The sequence below is a fragment of the Streptomyces sp. NPDC052301 genome (genome assembly GCF_044593395.1).
Taxonomy (GTDB): Bacteria; Actinomycetota; Actinomycetes; order Streptomycetales; family Streptomycetaceae; genus Streptomyces.
On record NZ_JBIUBE010000001.1, the window covers coordinates 348,056 to 366,147 of the forward strand.

The 18,092-nt window shown below is 72.1% G+C and carries 16 protein-coding genes and 2 pseudogenes; 7 read left to right on the top strand and 11 right to left on the bottom strand.

Annotation, left to right across the window (positions count from 1 at the left end; translation table 11 throughout):
• Window positions 1–84: 84 nt before the first annotated feature.
• The gene (locus ACIHEJ_RS01345) at window positions 85–300 is read left to right on the top strand and encodes a dodecin (RefSeq protein ID WP_400131192.1); all 216 of its coding nucleotides are present in this window, start codon (window positions 85–87) and stop codon (window positions 298–300) included.
• Window positions 301–345: 45 nt separating this feature from the next.
• On the opposite strand, the gene ACIHEJ_RS01350 is transcribed toward ACIHEJ_RS01345, so the two are convergent.
• Entirely contained in the window at window positions 346–837 is a 492-nt protein-coding gene (locus tag ACIHEJ_RS01350; protein ID WP_400131193.1) for an HAD family acid phosphatase, read from the bottom strand.
• Between the two features lie 116 nt (window positions 838–953).
• Between ACIHEJ_RS01350 and ACIHEJ_RS01355 the strand changes: the two genes are divergently transcribed.
• From ACIHEJ_RS01355 to ACIHEJ_RS01365, 3 genes and pseudogenes are all read left to right on the top strand, one after another.
• Window positions 954–1,958, top strand: a complete 1,005-nt coding sequence (locus ACIHEJ_RS01355; protein WP_400131194.1) for an LLM class flavin-dependent oxidoreductase — start codon at window positions 954–956, stop codon at window positions 1,956–1,958.
• 93 nt (window positions 1,959–2,051) lie between these two features.
• Window positions 2,052–2,246, top strand: coding sequence for an antitoxin (locus ACIHEJ_RS01360; protein ID WP_400131195.1), 195 nt, complete (start codon window positions 2,052–2,054; stop codon window positions 2,244–2,246).
• A 27-nt stretch (window positions 2,247–2,273) separates the two neighbouring features.
• A pseudogene (locus ACIHEJ_RS01365) lies at window positions 2,274–4,612 on the top strand (ATP-binding cassette domain-containing protein).
• A gap of 9 nt (window positions 4,613–4,621) precedes the next feature.
• Here ACIHEJ_RS01365 and ACIHEJ_RS01370 read toward each other — a convergent pair.
• From ACIHEJ_RS01370 to ACIHEJ_RS01400, 7 genes are all read right to left on the bottom strand, one after another.
• A complete protein-coding gene (locus ACIHEJ_RS01370; protein ID WP_400131196.1) occupies window positions 4,622–5,143 on the bottom strand; it encodes a hypothetical protein in 522 nt (173 codons plus the stop codon).
• Window positions 5,144–5,174: 31 nt separating this feature from the next.
• Window positions 5,175–5,735 carry a hypothetical protein gene (locus tag ACIHEJ_RS01375; RefSeq protein ID WP_400131197.1) on the bottom strand — a complete coding sequence of 187 codons (561 nt, stop codon included), beginning with the start codon at window positions 5,733–5,735 and terminating at the stop codon, window positions 5,175–5,177.
• Window positions 5,736–5,819: 84 nt separating this feature from the next.
• A complete protein-coding gene (locus ACIHEJ_RS01380) occupies window positions 5,820–6,629 on the bottom strand; it encodes a lysophospholipid acyltransferase family protein (RefSeq protein WP_400131198.1) in 810 nt (269 codons plus the stop codon).
• Entirely contained in the window at window positions 6,629–7,399 is a 771-nt protein-coding gene (locus ACIHEJ_RS01385; protein ID WP_400131199.1) for a GNAT family N-acetyltransferase, read from the bottom strand. The genes ACIHEJ_RS01380 and ACIHEJ_RS01385 overlap by 1 nt, the downstream gene beginning before the upstream one ends.
• Before the next feature lie 146 nt (window positions 7,400–7,545).
• Window positions 7,546–8,295, bottom strand: a complete 750-nt coding sequence (locus ACIHEJ_RS01390; protein ID WP_400131200.1) for a succinate dehydrogenase/fumarate reductase iron-sulfur subunit — start codon at window positions 8,293–8,295, stop codon at window positions 7,546–7,548.
• Window positions 8,292–10,241, bottom strand: a complete 1,950-nt coding sequence (locus ACIHEJ_RS01395; RefSeq protein ID WP_400131201.1) for a fumarate reductase/succinate dehydrogenase flavoprotein subunit — start codon at window positions 10,239–10,241, stop codon at window positions 8,292–8,294. Before ACIHEJ_RS01395 ends, ACIHEJ_RS01390 begins: the two co-directional genes overlap by 4 nt.
• Window position 10,242: 1 nt before the next feature.
• On the bottom strand, window positions 10,243–10,914 hold the full coding sequence (locus ACIHEJ_RS01400; protein ID WP_400131773.1) for a succinate dehydrogenase: 672 nt from the start codon (window positions 10,912–10,914) through the stop codon (window positions 10,243–10,245).
• A gap of 132 nt (window positions 10,915–11,046) precedes the next feature.
• Here ACIHEJ_RS01400 and ACIHEJ_RS01405 point away from each other — a divergent pair, with 132 nt between their 5' ends.
• From ACIHEJ_RS01405 to ACIHEJ_RS01415, 3 genes and pseudogenes are all read left to right on the top strand, one after another.
• On the top strand, window positions 11,047–11,931 hold the full coding sequence (locus ACIHEJ_RS01405; protein ID WP_400131202.1) for a LysR family transcriptional regulator: 885 nt from the start codon (window positions 11,047–11,049) through the stop codon (window positions 11,929–11,931).
• A gap of 64 nt (window positions 11,932–11,995) precedes the next feature.
• On the top strand, window positions 11,996–12,439 hold the full coding sequence (locus ACIHEJ_RS01410) for a MarR family winged helix-turn-helix transcriptional regulator (RefSeq protein WP_400131775.1): 444 nt from the start codon (window positions 11,996–11,998) through the stop codon (window positions 12,437–12,439).
• A 60-nt stretch (window positions 12,440–12,499) separates the two neighbouring features.
• Window positions 12,500–13,723, top strand: a pseudogene (locus tag ACIHEJ_RS01415) (MFS transporter); the annotation flags it as partial.
• Window positions 13,724–13,792: 69 nt separating this feature from the next.
• Here ACIHEJ_RS01415 and ACIHEJ_RS01420 read toward each other — a convergent pair.
• The 3 genes from ACIHEJ_RS01420 to ACIHEJ_RS01430 form a co-directional block, all read right to left on the bottom strand.
• The gene (locus ACIHEJ_RS01420) at window positions 13,793–15,937 is read right to left on the bottom strand and encodes a putative bifunctional diguanylate cyclase/phosphodiesterase (protein ID WP_400131203.1); all 2,145 of its coding nucleotides are present in this window, start codon (window positions 15,935–15,937) and stop codon (window positions 13,793–13,795) included.
• Window positions 15,934–16,746 (bottom strand): SAM-dependent methyltransferase, encoded by an 813-nt coding sequence (locus tag ACIHEJ_RS01425; protein ID WP_400131204.1) that lies wholly within the window; start codon window positions 16,744–16,746, stop codon window positions 15,934–15,936. The genes ACIHEJ_RS01420 and ACIHEJ_RS01425 overlap by 4 nt, the downstream gene beginning before the upstream one ends.
• A 294-nt stretch (window positions 16,747–17,040) precedes the next feature.
• On the bottom strand, window positions 17,041–18,000 hold the full coding sequence (locus ACIHEJ_RS01430) for an SCO0930 family lipoprotein (RefSeq protein ID WP_400131205.1): 960 nt from the start codon (window positions 17,998–18,000) through the stop codon (window positions 17,041–17,043).
• Window positions 18,001–18,092: the final 92 nt, after the last annotated feature.

Below are 18,092 nucleotides of genomic sequence, written 5' to 3' on the forward strand. Positions count from 1 at the left end.
GGTGAGCTCCTCGGCGGTCGTCCGGGAGCCCCCGCGGACCCCGGCCGCCGTGCGGAGCGGGCGGGTATGCGGCACCGTGGAGTCATGTCGAATCACACCTACCGGGTGACCGAGATCGTCGGCAGCTCCCACGAGGGCGTCGACCAGGCCATCCGCAACGGCATCGCCCGCGCCGGCCAGACCCTGCGCAACCTGGACTGGTTCGAGGTCACCCAGGTCCGGGGCCAGCTCTCGGACGGCGAGATCGAGCACTGGCAGGTCGGCCTCAAAGTGGGCTTCCGCCTCGAGGACGGGGACTGACAGGACGGGGCGCGACAGGACGGGGGCCGGCCACCCGACCGGCCGTCAGGTCCGGCCCTCCCGCTCCTGCGCCTCCTCCAGCACCGCCGACTTCGCGGCCCAGCGGGCGCGTACGACGGTGAAGCCGGCCCGCTCGGCGTCGTCGCACACCAGCTCGTCGTCGTCCACGAGGACCCGGACCTCCCGGGTGCGGGCGAGCCGGCGCAGGGTCTCCAGCTTCGTGAACCGGGCGGGCCTGCGGTCGGCGTTGCCCCGCATGTGCAGCCGGCCCTCGGGCAGGCCGTGCGCGGCGAGCCACTCCAGCGTGTCGCGCCGGCACCGCTCGGGACGGCCCGTCAGATAGACGACCTCGCACGCGCGGGCGCTCTCCACGGCCATGGCCACCGCCTCCTCGATCGGCGGGTCCGCGGGCGCGGCGGCGAAGAAGGCGTCCCAGTTCCGTGGCCGCTCCTCCAGGAAGTGCTGGCGGTGAGCGGTGTCGGCGAGGGTGTTGTCCAGGTCGAACACGGCGAGCGGACGCTTGTCGCTGTCGGTCACACGCCCACCCTAGCGAGGGCGGGCGCACGCACACGCCCACGCGCGCGCCGGGTCACCGCGGGGCTACGCGGCGTGACAGCGGGAATCCCGGGCCCGGCAGGGCGTTGAACCCTCATGTGAGCAGCTCGGTGATCGCCCGGACCCGGTTCTCCGTCCTCGACCGTTCCCGCACCCGCGAGGGACACCCGCCCGCCGAGGCACTGCGCCACACCGTCGCGCTGGCGCGGGAGGCGGAGACGCTCGGCTACCACCGCTTCTGGGTGTCCGAGCACCACGGGGTGCCCGGTGTCGCGGGCTCCGCGCCGACCGTGCTCGCCGCGGCGGTCGCCTCGGCCACCCGCACGATCCGGGTCGGCACCGGCGGAGTCATGCTGCCCAACCATCAGCCCCTGGTCGTCGCCGAGCAGTTCGGGGTGCTGGAGTCCCTGTTCCCCGGGCGGATCGACATGGGGCTCGGGCGTTCCGTGGGCTTCACGGACGGGGTGCGCAAGGCGCTCGGCCGGGACAAGGGCGATGCCGGGGACTTCGCGGCGCAGCTCGGCGAGCTGCTGGAGTGGTTCACGGGCAGCTCGCCGACCGGCGTGCACGCCCGCCCGGCGGAGGGGCTGCGGGTGCCGCCGTTCGTGCTGGCCACGGGCGAGGGCGCGCGGATCGCGGCGCAGGCCGGGCTGCCCGTGGTCATCGGTGACCTGCGCGACCGGGAGAAGCTGCTGCGCGGCGTCGACCGGTACCGCTCGCTGTTCCGGCCCTCCCGCTGGGCGGCGGAGCCCTACGTCGTGGTCTCCGGGTCGGTCGCGGTCGCCGGCACGGCGGCCGAGGCGCGCCGGCTGCTGGTGCCGGAGGCCTGGTCGATGGCGTACTCGCGCACCCACGGCACCTTCCCGCCGCTCGCCCCCGCCGAGGAGATCGAGGCCCGCGCGATGACCGCGAAGGAGCGCGGCTTCTACGAGTCGGGGCTCGACGGTCACCTCGCCGGCACGCAAGAGCAGGTCGCGCACCAGCTGGAGACCGTGCTGAAGGAGACGGGCGCCGCCGAGGTCCTCGTGACCACCAGCAGTTACGACCGCGCCGCGCTGCGGGACTCCTACCGGCGGCTCGCCGCACTGTTCGCGCCCCGCTGACCGTTCCCGCACCGCCGACCGCGCCCGGGATGCGGACCCGGCCCGGGCCGGTGATCCTGGGAGAGGAAGCCTCAAGCGACGAGGAGGGCTGCCATGTCCTTCATGGACAAGATCAAGGGCATGCTCAAGGGCCACGAGGACATGGCCGACAAGGGCATCGACAAGGGCGGTGACCACATCGACCAGCGCACCGGCAAGAAGTACCAGTCACAGGTCGACACCGGGCAGGACAAGCTGAGGGACGAGTTCGGCACCCGGCAGGACCGGGGCAACCCTCCGCAGTCGTAGCGCCGGGGGGCGGATAGAGTTCCCCCGATGCCGAGCCCTCACGACCCGTACGACTCCTTCGTCCGTGTGCGCGGTGCCCGCGAGCACAACCTCAAGGGCGTCGACGTGGACATCCCGCGGGACGTGCTGGCCGTGTTCACCGGCGTGTCCGGCTCGGGAAAGTCGTCCCTGGCGTTCGGCACGATCTACGCCGAGGCCCAGCGGCGGTACTTCGAGTCGGTCGCGCCGTACGCGCGCAGGCTGATCCATCAGGTCGGGACGCCCGAGGTCGGCGAGATCAGCGGGCTGCCGCCGGCCGTCTCCCTGCAGCAGCACCGTTCGGCCCCCACCTCCCGCTCCTCGGTCGGCACGGTCACCAATCTCTCCAACTCCCTGCGCATGCTCTTCTCGCGTGCCGGGGAGTATCCGCCGGGCGCCGAGCGCCTCGATTCCGACGCGTTCTCGCCGAACACGGCCGCCGGTGCCTGCCCCGGGTGCCATGGCCTCGGCCAGGTGCACGAGACCACCGAGGAGTTGCTGGTCCCGGACCCCTCGCTGTCGATCCGCGAGGGTGCGATCGCCGCCTGGCCGGGCGCCTGGCAGGGCAAGAACCTGCGCGACATCCTGGACACGCTGGGCCACGACGTGGACCGGCCCTGGCGCGAACTGCCCGCGCCCGCGCGGCAGTGGATCCTGTTCACGGACGAGCAGCCCGTCGTCACCGTCCACCCGGTGCGGGACGCCGACCGCATCCAACGGCCCTACCAGGGCACGTACATGAGCGCCCGCCGGTATGTGCTGAAGACGTTCTCGGACACCAGGTCGGCCACGCTGCGCGCGAAGGCGGAGCGGTTCCTGACGAGCGCGCCCTGCCCGGTGTGCGGGGGCAGCCGACTGCGGCCCGAGGCGCTCGCCGTGACCTTCGGCGGCCGGACCATCGCCGAGCTGGCCGGGCTGCCGCTGACCGACCTCACCGGACTGCTCGACGGCGGCACCGGGACCGCACGGGTGCTCACCGAGGACCTGAAGTCCCGGATCGCCCCGGTGGTCGAGCTGGGCCTCGGCTATCTGAGCCTGGACCGCTCGACCCCCCCCTGTCGGCGGGTGAGCTGCAACGGCTGCGGCTGGCCACGCAGTTGAGGTCCGGGCTGTTCGGTGTGGTGTACGTGCTGGACGAGCCGTCCGCCGGACTGCACCCGGCGGACACCGAGGCTCTGCTGACCGTGCTGGCACGGCTGAAGGCCGCGGGGAACTCGGTGTTCGTGGTGGAGCACCATCTGGAGGTGGTCCGCGGCGCCGACTGGCTGGTGGACGTCGGGCCCGGCGCGGGCGAGCACGGCGGGCGGGTGCTCTACAGCGGGCCGCCGGCCGAGCTGGCGTCGGTGCCGGAGTCTGCGACGGCCGCCTTCCTCTTCGACGAGGCGCCGGGGCCCGCGCGCACGCTGCGCGAGCCGCGCGGCTGGCTGACGGTCGGCCCGGTGACCCGGCACAACCTGCGCGGGGTGACGGCCGGGTTCCCGCTCGGCGCGTTCACCGCCGTCACCGGGGTCTCCGGGTCCGGGAAGTCCACCCTCGTGGGGGAGTTGACGGAGGACCTGGAGGGGGTGCGGCGGCTGCTCCGGGTGGACCAGCGGCCCATCGGACGGACCCCGCGCTCCAACCTGGCCACCTACACCGGCCTGTTCGACGTCGTCCGCAAGGTGTTCGCCGGTACGGACGAGGCACGCTCGCGCGGGTACGGCGTCGGGCGGTTCTCCTTCAACGTGGCGGGAGGGCGCTGCGAGACCTGCCAGGGCGAGGGGTTCGTCAGCGTCGAGCTGCTGTTCCTGCCGAGCACCTACGCGCCCTGCCCGGAGTGCGGGGGCGCCCGCTACAACCCGGAGACGCTCGAGGTGACCTACCGGGGCCGGACCGTCGCCGAGGTGCTCGACCTGACCGTGGAGGCCGCGGCGGAGTTCTTCTCGGACATCCCGGCCGCCGCCCGCAGCCTGGCCACGCTGCTCGACGTCGGGCTCGGCTACCTGCGGCTCGGCCAGCCGGCGACCGAGCTGTCCGGCGGGGAGGCGCAGCGGATCAAGCTGGCGAGCGAGCTGCAGCGCGGCCGGCGCGGCCACACCCTCTACCTGCTGGACGAGCCGACGACCGGACTGCACCCCGCCGACGTGGAGGTGCTGATGGAACGGCTGCACGGGCTGGTGGACGCGGGCCACACGGTCGTGGTGGTCGAACACGACATGACGGTGGTCGCGGGCGCCGACTGGGTGATCGACCTGGGCCCTGGCGGCGGCGACCGGGGCGGCCGCATCGTGGCGGCAGGCCCGCCGGAGCGGGTGGCCCGGGCGGAGGGCAGCGCGACGGCGCCCTACCTGGCCCGGGTCATGCCCTGAACCGGACGCTCAGGTACTGAGCAACCGGTTGAAGAAGGAACGGTAACGGCGCAGCGCCCCACGGAGTTCCTCGGTGTCCACCCGCTCGCCCTGGCTCCACTGCGCCTCCAGGTCCTTCTTGTGCTGGGCGAAGGTGGAGGCGAGGGTCTGCATGACGTCCGCCACCAGGGTGTCGGCGTCGTGCACGGCCTCGCGGGGGTCGTCCACGAACTTGTTCTGGATCTGCTGCCAGCGGTCGCGGAAGGCGTGCTCGTCGTCGTCCGTCAGCAGCTGCGGTGCCTCGTCGTCCGAGGTCGTCGGGGCGCCCTCGGCGGCCGGGCTCTCGGGGGCCGAGGCATCGGCATCGGCTCCGTGCGTGACGGACTCACCGCCCGTGCCCTGCGTCGCGGTGCTCTCACCGGGATAGACCGGCGCGTCCGAGGGGCCCGCCTCCGGCGCGGAGGCCGAGTCCGGGGCCGGTGCCGTCGGCTGGGCGAGGTCCTCGGTGGACAGGCCGCCGGTGGTGCGGTCCACGTCCTCGTTTCTGGGCATGGCGTTCCTCCATGCGGGGTCGATGGGTCGGTCAGGACCGGGCGGGCTGTGCCCGGCCGCCGCCGTCGGAGAGCAACTCGTCGAACAGCGCCCGGTAGTGCACCATGGCACCCCGCAACTGCTCGGTCGTCGCCCGTGTGCGGGTGGAGAGGCTCTCCACCTCGTGCGCGGCCCGGTAGTGCTCCAGCGTGGCGCCGTGCTCCACCGAGAGGTCCTTCATCTGCTGCTCGAACCCCTCGGTGGGGTAGCCGCGCTCGTGCATCAGCGAGGTCACCAGCCGGTCCGCGTCGTGGACCGCGTCCTCCGGCCGGTCGACGAACTCCTCCTGGACGCTGGTCCATTCCCGCGTGTAGCGGTCCCGCGAGACGGGGGGCAGCGGTTTGATCTCCAGCGAGTCGTGTCGCCGCTCGCGCTCTTTGAGCTCACGCTCGGCGGCGAGCCGGCTGTCGGATCCCTCGACCGTCCGTTCGTACTCCGGGCCGAAGCGCTCACGGAGGTGACGGCGTCGCATCAGCAGTGAGACCGCCACAGCGGCCAGAGCGATCACCACCACGATCGGAATGATGATCGCCAGAAGCGTTCCCGTCGACATGGGCGCACGCTCCTCAGGGAGTAGTGATGTGCCCCTGCCGGGTTCCCCTTCCGGACAAATCCATACCTTCCGGCCTATTCACCCTCAGGTGGTGACCAAGGCGGCATGGGTCCAGGCGGGCTCCGGCGTCACCGGCTGTGCTGCGCATGCCAGGGCGCGGCGGTCGGGGTGGGTCCCCGGGGGGATCGGCGGCCGTATGTCCACCTCGGCGACCAGGCCCCGGGCGCGGGCCACCCGCCACAGGGAGGCCAGCAGGGTGTCCTCGCCGACGAACGCCGCCGAGGTGCTCGGCCCGCCGCCTTCCTGCCGGTAGCGCAGGCCGACCGGCTGCACGGGGACGCCTGCGTCCAGCGCGGCCTGGAAGACCGCCCGGTGGAAGCGGCCGTGGGCCCGGCCGCACCAGGTGCTGCCCTCGGGGAACGCGGTGACGGCGGCGCCCGCGCGCAGGGCCTCGGCGATCCGGGCGACCGTCTGGGGCAGGGCGCGGATCCGGTCCCGCTCGATGAACAGGGCTCCGCCGCGCGCGGCCAGCGGGCCCGCGACCGGCCACCGCCGCACCTCGGACTTGGCGAGCATCCGGGCGGGCCGTACGGCGGTCAGCAGCGGGATGTCCAGCCAGGAGACGTGGTTGGCGACCAGCAGCAGCCCGCCGGCCGGTGCCGCGGCACCGGTGAAGCGGACCCGGACGCCGATGGCCCGCACGATCGCCCGGGACCACCGCCTGACCCACTCGGCGGGGATCCGCCCGCCGAGCGGGGACAGCGCGATCCCGGCCAGCACCAGGACCACGACCACGGTCAGCCGCAGCACGGCCCGGGGTACGGCCGCCGCGGCCCGGGCCTGCTCCACACAGGCGCCCGGGGTGCAGGGCGCGCTGGGCAGCCAGACGCTCATCAGGCCGGCACGAGGGAGAGGAAGTGCCGCAGATAGCGCGGGTTCACCCGGCGCATCGACAGCAGCACGTACAGGTCGGCGACCCCGAAGTCCGGGTCGTGCGCGGGCTCGCCGCACACCCAGGCGCCGAGACGGAGGTAGCCGCGCAGCAGGGCGGGCAGCTCGCTGCGGCCGGCGGGGGCCTCGGCGTTCGGGACCCAGGGCAGCAGCGGCCGTACCCGGAACTCCTCGGGGGCCAGGTGCTTGGCCCGGACCCGCTCCCAGGTGGCCGTCGCGAGGCTCCCGCCGTCGGCGAGCGGTACCGAGCAGCAGCCCGCCAGCCACTCGTGCCCGCGGTCGACCATGTAACGCGCTATCCCGGCCCAGATCAGCCCGATGACCGCGCCGTCACGGTGGTCGGGGTGCACACAGGAGCGGCCGACCTCCACCAGACCCGGCCGGATCCCGTCCAGCGCCCCCAGCTCGAACTCGCCCTCCGAGTAGAGCCGGCCGGCGACGGCGGCCCGCTCCGGCGGCAGCAGCCGGTAGGTGCCGACGACCTGCCCGGTCACGGTGTCACGGACGAGCAGGTGGTCGCAGTACGCGTCGAAGGCGTCGACGTCGAGGCCCGGCTGAGGGCCGGCCAGCAGGGCACCCATCTCCCCGGCGAAGACGTCGTGCCGCAGCCGCTGCGCGGCACGCACGTCGTCCTCGTCGCGGGCGAGGGTGACGGTGTAGCGGGTGGGCGCCGCGGGCTGCGGGGGACGATCGAGGGTGGAAACGCCGGTCATGGCTCTCTCCTGGTCACGGGCCGGTTCGGCGACGGGGCGGCGGGCCGGTGCGTACGGCCCGCCGCTCCTGTTCTTCCGATGCCGGTTGGCCTGCGCGTGACCGGTGCCAGGAGAGTGGGTGTGGTGTTGTTGAACGCCGGTGGGCGCTACCTCTTCCCCGCCTTGCGGGTGGCCCGCAGCCATTCCCTGTTCATGCCCGTGATGGACACCAGCGGAATGCCCTTGGGGCAGGCGGTGGCGCACTCGCCGGCCAGCGTGCAGCCGCCGAAGCCCTCGGCGTCCATCTGCGCCACCATGTCCAGCACCCGGGTCTCCCGCTCGGGCGCGCCCTGCGGCAGCACATTCAGGTGGTTGATCTTGGCGGAGGTGAACAGCATCGCCGCGCCGTTCGGACACGCGGCCACGCACGCCCCGCATCCGATGCACTCCGCGTGCTCGAACGCGAAGTCGGCGTCCGCCTTCGGCACCGGCGTGGCGTGGGCCTCCGGCGCGGACCCGGTCGGCGCGGTGACGTAGCCGCCGGCCTGGATGATCCGGTCGAACGCGGACCGGTCGACCACCAGATCCTTGATCACCGGGAAGGCGGCGGCCCGCCACGGCTCGATGTCGATCGTGTCGCCGTCCTTGAAGGACCGCATGTGCAGCTGGCAGGTGGTGGTCCGCTCCGGCCCGTGCGCGTCGCCGTTGATGACGAGCGAGCAGGCACCGCAGATGCCCTCGCGGCAGTCGTGGTCGAAGGCGACGGGGTCCTCGCCGGCGAGGATGAGCTGTTCGTTGAGGACGTCCAGCATCTCCAGGAAGGACATGTCGGACGAGATGCCGTCCACCTCGTACGTGGACATCGCTCCGTCGGCGTCGGCGTTCTTCTGCCGCCAGACGCGCAGGGTGAGCTTCATGCGTAGCTCCGCTGGGTGGGGTGGACGTACTCGAAGACCAGGTCTTCCTTGTGCAGGACGGGTGACGCACCGGTGCCGGTGAACTCCCAGGCCGCCGCGTAGCCGAACTCGTCGTCCCTGCGGGCGGCCTCGCCGTCGGGGGTCTGGGACTCCTCGCGGAAGTGGCCGCCGCAGGACTCGGCGCGGTGCAGCGCGTCGAGGCACATCAGCTCCGCGAGCTCCAGGTAGTCGACGATCCGGTTGGCCTTCTCCAGCGACTGGTTGAACTCCTCGCCGGTGCCGGGCACCTTGATCCGCCGCCAGAACTCCGCGCGGATCTCGGGGATGCGCTCCAGGGCCTTGCGCAGCCCGGCGTCCGTGCGGGCCATGCCGCAGAACTCCCACATCAGTTCGCCGAGTTCGCGGTGGAAGGAGTCGGGGGTGCGGTCGCCGTCGACGGACAGCAGCAGGTTCAGCCGGTCCTCGGTCTCGGCCAGCACCTCCTGGACGGCGGGGTGTCCGGCGGTGACCGGTTCCTGGTGCGGGTTGCGGGCCAGGTAGTCGTTGATGGTGGCCGGGAGGACAAAGTAGCCGTCGGCCAGGCCCTGCATCAGCGCGGAGGCGCCGAGCCGGTTGGCGCCGTGGTCGGAGAAGTTGGCCTCGCCGACCGCGAACAGGCCCGGGACGGTGGTCTGCAGGTCGTAGTCGACCCAGAGCCCGCCCATCGTGTAGTGCACGGCAGGGTAGATCCGCATCGGCACCTGGTACGGATCCTCGTCGGTGATCCGCTGGTACATGTCGAAGAGGTTGCCGTACTTGGCCTCGACGGCCCCCCGGCCCATCCGCTGGATCGCGTCCGCGAAGTCCAGGTACACGCCCTGGCCGCCGGGGCCCACTCCCCTGCCCTCGTCGCAGACGTTCTTCGCGGCCCGGGAGGCGATGTCGCGCGGGACCAGGTTGCCGAAGGACGGGTAGATGCGCTCCAGGTAGTAGTCGCGCTCGTCCTCGGGGATCTGGTTCGGTGGCCGGTGGTCGCCCTTGGCCCTGGGCACCCAGATCCGGCCGTCGTTGCGCAGCGACTCGCTCATCAGTGTCAGCTTGGACTGGTGGTCGCCGGTGCGCGGGATGCAGGTGGGGTGGATCTGGGTGAAGCAGGGGTTGGCGAAGTACGCGCCGCGCCGGTGCGCCCGCCAGACGGCGGTCGCGTTGGAGTTCATGGCGTTGGTCGACAGGTAGAAGACGTTTCCGTACCCGCCGGAGGCCAGCACCACCGCGTCGGCGAAGTACGTGTCGACACGGCCCGTGATCAGGTCGCGGGCCACGATGCCGCGCGCCCGCCCGTCGACGACGATCAGGTCCAGCATCTCGGTGCGCGGGTGCATCTCCACGTTCCCGGCGGCGATCTGCCTGCTGAGGGCCTGGTACGCGCCGAGGAGCAGTTGCTGGCCCGTCTGGCCGCGGGCGTAGAAGGTGCGGGAGACCTGGACGCCGCCGAAGGAGCGGGTGTCGAGCAGGCCGCCGTACTCGCGGGCGAAGGGCACGCCCTGGGCGACGCACTGGTCGATGATCTCGACGGAGATCTGCGCGAGCCGGTGCACGTTGGACTCGCGGGCGCGGAAGTCGCCGCCCTTGACGGTGTCGTAGAACAGCCGGTGGATCGAGTCGCCGTCGTTGCGGTAGTTCTTCGCCGCGTTGATGCCTCCTTGCGCGGCGATGGAGTGGGCGCGGCGCGGGGAGTCCTGGTAGCAGAACTGGACCACGTGGTAGCCCTGTTCGGCCAGTGTGGCGCCCGCGGAGCCGCCCGCCAGGCCGGTACCGACGACGATGACCGTGTGCTTGCGCCGGTTGGCCGGGTTGACCAGCTTGGCCTCGAAGCGGCGCTTGTCCCAGCGCTCGTGGATCGGGCCGGAAGGAGCCTTGGAGTCGGTGACCGGCTCGCCGGTCGTGTAGTTCACGTAGTCGGTCATGTCAGCTCACCACTCCGGTCATGACGCCCACGGGTACGGCGACGAAGCCGGCCGTGAGCAGCAGCGCGAGGATGTCGGCGACGGTCTTCAGGGCGCGGTCGCGGGCGCGGCTGCCGACGCCGAGGGTCTGCGCCGCGCTCCAGAAGCCGTGCCGGATGTGCAGGCCGAGCGCGAGCATCGCGACGATGTAGATGACGTCGCCGTACCAGGTGGAGAAGGTGTCGACGACGTTCTGGTACGGGTGGCCCTCCTGGAAGCCGCCGGAGTGCACGGTGCCGGTGGTCAGGTCCAACAGGTGCCAGACGATGAACAGGCCGAGGATGATCCCGCCCCAGCGCATGGTGCGGGTGGCGTAGCTCGCCCGCGGCCTCGCGTGCACGTACTTGCTGGGCCGGGCCTTGATGTCCCGACGGCTGAGCTGGTAGGCGGAGGTGGCGTGGGCGACCACGGCGACGACCAGGACGATCCTGATGAGCCAGAGCGTCCACTCGTAGTGCATGAAGGGTTCGCCGACGGTGCGCAGCCAGTGGGCGTAGTGGTTGAACTCGCCCGCCCCGAAGTAGATCTTCAGGTTCCCGATCATGTGCGCCACCAGGTACAGCAGCATGATCAGGCCGCTGACGGCCATCACCGTCTTCTTGCCGACGGAGGAGTCCCACATCGTGCGCGCCATGGACGACCGTCGGTCCGTCCGCGTTGCCAGAGCCATGGAACAGCACGCTAGGACCGGGACACCCGATCGGTCCAAGACATGGTCCGGCTCGTTTCCATAGGCCCTGACTATCCGGGCAGCTATCCTCGCCGTATGCAGTTCCAGCAGCTCCAGTACTTCGTCGCCGTCGCCGAGACCCGGCACTTCACGCGCGCCGCCGAGCTGGTCCATGTCGCCCAGCCGTCGCTGTCGCAGCAGATCAAGGCGCTGGAGCGGGAGCTGGGCGCGGATCTGTTCCTGCGCGCCCGGGGCAACATCACGCTCACCGACGCGGGCGAGGCCCTGCTGCCCCTGGCCCGGCGGATCCTGGCCGACGCGGACACGGCCCGCTACGAGGTGCAGGAACTGGTGCAGCTGCGCCGGGGCCGGGTACGGCTCGGGGCGACTCCGAGCCTGTGCACCGGACTGCTGCCGGACGTGCTGCGCGCCTTCCACGACCGCTACCCCGGCATCCGGCTGCTGATCGAGGAGGGCGGCTCGCACGACCTGGTGCGGGGGCTGGCCCGGGGCGCGCTGGACCTGGCCCTCGTCGTGCTGCCACTGCCCACGCCGTCACCGGCGCTGACCACGGTGGAGCTGCTGCGCGAGGACCTGGTGGTGGTGTCGTCACCGGAGGCGCCGGCGCCCGGCCGGAGCGGGCGGGCGGTGCGCATCGCCGACCTGGAGGGCGAGCGGCTGGTGATGTTCCGGCACGGCTACGACCTGCGCGAGCTGACCGTGGCTGCGTGCCGCGCCGAGGGGTTCGAGCCGGACTTCGCCGTGGAGGGCGGCGAGATGGACGCGGTGCTCGGGTTCGTCCGGGCGGGGCTGGGGGTGGCCGTCGTCCCCCGGATGGTCGCGACCCGGTCCGGACGCGGCCTGCGGGTGACCCCGCTGGCCCGGCCCGGGCTGCACCGGACGATCGCACTGGCCCACCGCACAGATGTGGCTCCGCCGCGGGCGGCGCGGGAGTTGCAGCGGATGCTGCTCGAGCGATAGTTCGCTCCGGCATCTTGTTTCATCGCACACCTATCTGCACAATGCGGTTGTGCATAAGCGGATTATGGAAGCGGCGGACGCCCAGGTGTCGCCGGAGGAGCTGATGATCGCGGTGGAGCAGCTGGTGCTCCACGTGCGGCGCAGTGCCACGACAGGCGGCCTCAGCAGCGCGGCCTCGTCGGTGCTCACCCGCCTGGGCCGCGAGGGCCCGCACCGGCTGACCGACCTGGCCCGCAGCCAGGGCGTCTCCCAGCCGAACATGACCCAGCTCGTCACCCGCATGGAGCGGGCGGCCCTGGTCCGGCGCACCGCCGACAGCCGCGACGGCCGGGGTGTCCTGGTGGAAGCCACCGACACCGGCCTGGAGGTCTTCCGGCAGCGGCGGGCCGAGCGCACCCAGGCACTGCTGGAGGTCGTCGAGCGGCTGAGCGGGCCCGAGCAGGAGGCGGTACGGCTCGCCCTGCCCGCCCTGGCCCGCGCGATCCAGGACCGGCCCACCGACGCCTGACACCCGCCATCCGGCGTCTCAACCCCGTACCTCCCTCAACCAACCGGGAGAAAGCCGCACATGAGTGCCCCGCACGAACGGGCCGGGAGCCCCTTCAAGCAGCCGAAGGCCGTCTGGGCCGTCGCGTTCGCCTGTGTGATCTCGTTCATGGGCATCGGCCTGGTCGACCCGATCCTGCCCGCCCTGGCGACGAGCCTGCACGCCTCCCCCAGCCAGGTCTCGCTGCTGTTCAGCAGCTATCTGATCGTGACCGCCGTGGCCATGCTGATCGTCGGCTGGGTCTCCACCCGGCTCGGCGCCAAGCGCACCCTGGTGACCGGGCTGGCCGTCATCGTCGTCTTCGCCGCCCTCGCCGGCGCCTCCGACTCGATCAACGGCATCGTCGGCTTCCGGGCCGGCTGGGGCCTGGGCAACGCCCTGTTCATCGCGACCTCCCTGGCCGTCATCGTGGCCTCGGCCAGCGGCGGGTTCGGCGGCGCCATCATCCTGTACGAGACCGCTCTCGGCCTCGGCATCGCCGTGGGGCCGCTGCTCGGCGGGGAGTTGGGGGCCATCAGCTGGCGCGGCCCGTTCTTCGGCGTGGCGGTGCTCATGGCGACGGCCCTGGTGGCGACCCTGGCCTTCGTGCCGTCGCTGCCGAAACCGGCCCGGCCCACCTCACCCGTCGCCCCGCTCCGCGCACTGCGCCACCGCGGTCTGCTGACCATGGGCCTCATGGCGCTGCTGTACAACTGGGGCTTCTTCACCATGCTGGGGTACGCGCCGTACCCGATGGAGCTGAGCGCGCACCAGTTGGGGCTGGTGTTCACCGGCTGGGGCCTGCTGGTGGCCGCGTTCAGCGTGTTCTTCGCTCCGCGCCTGCAGGCCCGCTACGGCACCGCGCCCGTGCTCTACGCCAACCTGCTCGGCCTCGGCATCGTGATGGCCGTCATCGCCGCCGGGGTGAAGACGCCCACCGTGGTCATCGTGGCGGTCATCGTCAGCGGCGCCTTCATCGGCATCAACAACACGCTCACCACCCAGGCCGTCATGCTGGTCTCCCCCGTCGAACGCCCGGTGGCCTCCTCGGCCTACGGCTTCCTGCGCTTCATCGGCGGCGGCCTGGCGCCGTACGTCGCGGGGAAGCTCGCCGACGCGACGGATCTGAGCGTGCCGTTCTACGTCGGTGCCGCCACGTTCGTCCTCGCGATCCCCGTCCTGGCCGGCGGACACGGCCTGCTCCGCCGGGCCGAGGCCCACCTGGAGCCCTCCGCGGGCGCGGTGCCGGAAGGGGAGGCGCCGGCGCCGGTGGCCAGCGGCTGAACCGGTGTCGCTGCGGTTCAGGTCGTACGCCGGCCCCGGCCGGGTGCCGCCTCACCCCGTGGCGTCGACCAGCACCAGCTCGTGCAACCGCTCCGGCGGCCCCGGCCGGGCGTAGTACCAGCCCTGGGCCGTGTCGCAGCCCAGTATCCGCAACTGCTCGGCCTGGGCCCCGGTTTCGACGCCCTCCACGGTGACGGCGAGGTCCAGGCTGTGGGCGAGGGAGACGATCCCCTCGACGATCTTCAAGTCGACGGGATCGGCCGGGAACTGCTGCATGCCCTGGGTGAAGGAGCGGTCCAGCTTCAGGACGCGCACCGGCAGGCGGCGCAGGTTGGCGAGGTTGGAGTACCCGGTGCCGAAGTCGTCCAGGGCGATGTCGACGCCCATCTCGGCCAGCCGGCGCAGCGGTTTGAGGAGATCGTCGTCGGCGCCGATCAGCGCGGACTCGGTCACCTCCAGGCACAGGGCGTCCGGGGTGACGCCCGTGCGTTCGAGGATGTCGACCGTGTCCTGGACCAGACCCGGGTGGCTGAGCTGGCACGGGGACAGGTTGACGTTGATCCGCAGCGGCCCGGCGCTCGCCTCCTCGCCGTGCCGTTCCCGCCAGGCACGGGCCTGGCGGACGGATTCCTCCAGCACCCAGCGGCCCAGCGGCACGATCAGCCCGGTGTGCTCGGCCAGCGGGATGAACCGGTCGGGACCGAGGACGCCGTGCTGCGGATGCAGCCAGCGGACCAGGGCCTCGGCGCCGCGCACGCTGCCGTCGCCGAGATGGACGAGCGGCTGGTACTCGATGAAGAACTCGCCGCGTTCCAGGGCCGTCGGAAGGGCCGTGGTGAGCCCGTGCCGGGTGATGGCGAGGGCGTCGGCCTCGGGATCGGCGAGTTCGGAGCGGTTGCCGCCGGCCGACTTGGCCCGGTACATGGTGATGTCCGCGCTGCGCAGGACTTCCGCGGCGGTGCGCTCCCCGGCCGGGCCCTCCACGATGCCGAGGCTGCCGCGCACCATGAGGTCGCGGCCGTCGATGCTGATCGGTGTCACCAGGGCGCTCATGATGCGCTCGGCGAGCTCGTCCACCTTGCGCTCGGTGCCGGGCCCGGTGGTCAGCGCAACGAACTCGTCGCCGCCGAGCCGGGCCACCATCTCGCCCGGCGCGGTCGCACAGGACTGCAGCCGGTCCGCGACCTCCACCAGCAGCCGGTCGCCGGCCGCGTGCCCGAGGCTGTCGTTGACGGTCTTGAAGCCGTCCAGGTCGAGGTAGCACAGCCCGAACCGCTGGCCCTCGCCCGCCGCCAGAACCTTCTCCAGGCGTTCGAAGAACAGCGTGCGGTTGGGCAGGCCGGTGAGCGCGTCGTGCGTGGCCTCGTAGCGCAGCCGGAGGTTGAGCAGCCGCCGCTCGGTGGTGTCCTCCATGAGGGCGAGCTGGTACTGCGGATTGCCGTCGGCGTCCCGCAGCAGGGAGACCGTCAGGTTGGTCCACAGGACCGTTCCGTCGGGCCGGTTGAAGGCCTTCTCCATGTGGTAGTGCTCGCGCGCGCCGCGCACCAGCTCGTCGTAGAGCTTCCAGGTCTGCGGGGCGTCCTCGGGGTGCACCCAGTCCTGGACGCGGCGCCCGCGCAGCGACTGCTCGGAGAGCCCGAACATGCGCAGCAGGGCCTCGTTGACCTGCAGGACGTTGCCCTCCAGGTCCGCGATTCCGATCCCTATCGCGGCGCCCTCGAAGACCGCGCGGAAACGGGCCTCGCTGGCGTGCAGCGCCTGGGCGACCACGCCCTGGGCCCGCAGCGCGGCCTGGGCGATGGCCTCCTGCTCGGCGAGGGTGCGGGCCCGCAGCGCCTGCGCGTAGCCGGCGGCCATCGCGTGCTGCAACCGCGAGGAGCGCAGCCGCAGTTCGTCCTGCGGGCCGTCCTCGCCGCAGTACAGGACCAGATAGGCGTCGACGCAGTCCAGGGTGCGGGTGAGCGCCTCGGGGTCGGTGCAGTGCGCGTCGACCAGGGCCGCGCCGACCGCCTTGGCGCCGTCCGCGTCGAAGCTGCGGACCCGCAGCAGCTCGCTCAACCGGCGTGCGAGCGGCCGCAGTCGCTCCTCGAACTCGGCACGGGTGAGCGACGTGGAGGTCACCGGGAACACCGCCCGGCCCCAGATCGTCGTCAGCCGGCGCAGTCTGTCCTCCGGGCCGTCCGGCTCCGCGGTCACGCCGTACGCCCCACGCCGGCGAACCCGGAGAAGGCGAACGGATCCTCGTCCTCCGGCGCCGACTCCGGCCGCCAGAGCGGCATCGGCACCAGTCCCGGTTCCACCATGTCGTACCCCTCGAAGAACCGCGCGATCTCCTCGCGCGAGCGCATGATCAGCGGGTTGCGAATGTCCTTGTATACGTCCACCGCGCCCTCGGCCCGCTCGGCCGGCACCGGGATTCCCTCGTACGAGGCATGGGTGAGGATCAGCAGGCTGCCGGGCGCGAGCGCGTCGCGCAGCTCGGCCACCGCACCGTACGGGTCGTCCGTGTCTTCCACGAAGTGCAGTATGGCAACGAGGAGCAGCGCCACTGGCCGATTCAGGTCGATCAGCCGCTCCACCTGGGGGCTGGCGAGGATGTCGTGGGGCTTGAGCAGGTCGGCGGCGACCACGTCCGCCGCGTCGTTTCCCGCCAGCACCGCCTGGCTGTGCGCGACGGCCACCGGGTCGTGGTCGACGTAGACCACGCGGGCGCCCGGTGCGGACGCCTGCGCCACCTCGTGGACGTTGCCGAAGGTCGGGATGCCGGAGCCGACGTCGAGGAACTGGGTGATGCCCCGGTCGGCCGCGAAGCGCACGGCCCGGCGCATGAACGCCCGGTTGGCCTGCATGATCTTCGGCAGGCCCGGCATGAACTCCATCGCCTTGCGGGCCGCTGCCCGGTCGACCTCGAAATTGTGCGAACCGCCCAGGTAGTAGTCGTAGATCCGCGAGACGCTCGGCACCGTGATGTCGATGCTGCGTGGGGCCCAGGCGGGACGCTCCATGTATCTCTCCAAGGCGTGGACTTCTGGCGTAGGCGATCCGGTGTTCGAGCAGAGGCTACTGATCGCCCGCCAAAGGAGCGACCTGAACCGGAAATTGACCGTCCGTTCCCGGTCACTGCCTGCGGCAAGTGCACGCGTGACCCCGCTGCGTCACGGCGGCGTCCCCGCGTGCGCGGGTGCCCGCGGACCCCGCCGCACACACAAAGACGGTCCGCCCCCTCCGTGCGGTGCGGAGGGGGCGGACCTTCGGTCGCGCGCCGGGTCGGGCGGGGCGATCGACCCTGGGGAGGTGATCTAGTTGCCCGGCGCGCCGACCGGCTTGCCGTCGGGCGAGACGGCGTACCAGGTGCCGCCCACGCCCTGACCGTTGGTGTCCCCGGGGGCCTTGTCCCCGGAGAAGGTGTAGATCGGCCAGCAGTTGACCGTCATCTGCTTCACCCCGTCGGGACGGGTGAAGCCCATCAGTCCCTTCTTCTTGACGCCCTGGGTGTCCTCGGTCTTGACCGGGGCGACGGCGGGCCACTTCTCCAGGCAGGCCCCGGTGCAGTTCGAGACGGACTTCGGCCAGGCCTTGTCCTTCAGGAAGCGGTAGACCGTCATGCCGTTCTTGTCGACGACGACGTCACCGAGCTTGGGGTCCTTGCGGACGGACAGACCGGGCAGGTCGGACAGCTTGGCCTTCTTGCCGTCGGGGGCGAGTGCGAACCAGGTGCCGTTCACACCCTGGCCGTTGACGTCGCCGGCGCTCGCGTCCTTGGCGTAACGGTAGGCGGGCCAGCCGCCGATGGTCAGCTGCTTGGTGCCGTCGGGCCGGGTCACCTCGCCGAGCAGGGACTTGTCGACGCCGGCCCCGGCCGAGGCGTCGTCGGCGGGGACCGGCGGCCAGGTGGTGGCACAGGTGCCGGAGCAGTTCGACTGGGGCGGGTTGGCGGTGTCCTTGTCGAACCGGTAGAGGGTGAGACCGGAGCCGTCGGTCAGCACGTTGCCGAGGTTGGGGTTGGCGGCCACGGTCAGCTTGCCCGCGGGGGCGGCCGGGGAGGCGGAGCTCTTGTTGCCGTCGGCGCCGTAGCCGTTGGCCGCGCCGGTCGCGGTCCCGGAGCCCGGGTTGCCGTAGTCGCCGGCCGCCGTGGTGGCCCCGACGTTCTGGGCGCCGGCCGCCGAGGTGCCGCCGTTGTCCTGACCGCACGCCGTCGTCAGCGCCAGCACCGCAGCGGCCGTGGCCACCAGTGAGGCGGTCCGCCAGGAGGTCCTCATCGTCAACTCCCCATCATCGCCTGGATATTGCAGCGCCTGCTGTGCCGCCGCACGGCCATGGGTACGGAGCCGGGGGGCGTCAGCGTTCAACG

Excerpts from the sequence above, each read along its gene's own strand:
- ACIHEJ_RS01345 (WP_400131192.1), top strand. The coding sequence starts at position 85 with ATGTCGAATCACACCTACCGGGTGACCGAGATCGTCGGCAGCTCCCAC.
- ACIHEJ_RS01360 (WP_400131195.1), top strand. The coding sequence starts at position 2,052 with ATGTCCTTCATGGACAAGATCAAGGGCATGCTCAAGGGCCACGAGGAC.
- ACIHEJ_RS01370 (WP_400131196.1), bottom strand. The coding sequence starts at position 5,143 with ATGCCCAGAAACGAGGACGTGGACCGCACCACCGGCGGCCTGTCCACC.
- ACIHEJ_RS01375 (WP_400131197.1), bottom strand. The coding sequence starts at position 5,735 with ATGTCGACGGGAACGCTTCTGGCGATCATCATTCCGATCGTGGTGGTG.
- ACIHEJ_RS01380 (WP_400131198.1), bottom strand. The coding sequence starts at position 6,629 with ATGAGCGTCTGGCTGCCCAGCGCGCCCTGCACCCCGGGCGCCTGTGTG.
- ACIHEJ_RS01385 (WP_400131199.1), bottom strand. The coding sequence starts at position 7,399 with ATGACCGGCGTTTCCACCCTCGATCGTCCCCCGCAGCCCGCGGCGCCC.
- ACIHEJ_RS01390 (WP_400131200.1), bottom strand. The coding sequence starts at position 8,295 with ATGAAGCTCACCCTGCGCGTCTGGCGGCAGAAGAACGCCGACGCCGAC.
- ACIHEJ_RS01395 (WP_400131201.1), bottom strand. The coding sequence starts at position 10,241 with ATGACCGACTACGTGAACTACACGACCGGCGAGCCGGTCACCGACTCC.
- ACIHEJ_RS01400 (WP_400131773.1), bottom strand. The coding sequence starts at position 10,914 with ATGGCGCGCACGATGTGGGACTCCTCCGTCGGCAAGAAGACGGTGATG.
- ACIHEJ_RS01405 (WP_400131202.1), top strand. The coding sequence starts at position 11,047 with ATGCAGTTCCAGCAGCTCCAGTACTTCGTCGCCGTCGCCGAGACCCGG.
- ACIHEJ_RS01410 (WP_400131775.1), top strand. The coding sequence starts at position 11,996 with ATGGAAGCGGCGGACGCCCAGGTGTCGCCGGAGGAGCTGATGATCGCG.
- ACIHEJ_RS01425 (WP_400131204.1), bottom strand. The coding sequence starts at position 16,746 with ATGGAGCGTCCCGCCTGGGCCCCACGCAGCATCGACATCACGGTGCCG.
- ACIHEJ_RS01430 (WP_400131205.1), bottom strand. The coding sequence starts at position 18,000 with ATGAGGACCTCCTGGCGGACCGCCTCACTGGTGGCCACGGCCGCTGCG.